We start from the raw sequence: 410 nt of genomic DNA, 5'->3' as shown, positions 1-410 counted from the left end.
TGCTCGGCCTGTCCCAAGTCAGCGCCCTGGATGACTTCTTCGAGCTGGGCGGCCACTCCCTGCTGGCCACCCGCCTCGTCTCGCGCCTCCGCGCCACCTTCCAGGTGGAGCTGCCCCTGCGCGCCCTCTTCGAGGCCTCCACCCTCTCCGTACTCGCCCAGCGCATCGACGCCGCCCTCCAGGCGGGCCAGGGTGTCTGGCTGCCTCCGCTCACCCGGGCGCCCAGGACGGACGCGCTGCCGCTGTCCTTCGCCCAGCAGCGCCTGTGGTTTCTCGACCAGCTCGAGCCCGCCAGCGCCGCCTACAACATGCCCGCGGCTCTGCGCCTGACGGGCGCCCTGGATGTCTCCTCTCTCCAACGCGCCCTCTCCGAGCTCGTCCGTCGCCACGAGTCCCTCCGCACCTCCTTC

1 protein-coding gene is annotated in these 410 nt (G+C 72.0%); it reads left to right on the top strand.

The features are described 5' to 3' along the window. A partial coding sequence (locus tag G4D83_RS45335) for a condensation domain-containing protein (protein ID WP_163871182.1) occupies positions 1–410 on the top strand: 410 nt, incomplete at both ends.

It is taken from the genome of Myxococcus eversor, assembly GCF_010894455.1.
Taxonomy (GTDB): domain Bacteria; phylum Myxococcota; class Myxococcia; order Myxococcales; family Myxococcaceae; genus Myxococcus; species Myxococcus eversor.
The sequence above is the reverse complement of the archived record's forward strand: the minus strand, read 5'-3'. Positions and strand labels throughout refer to the sequence as shown.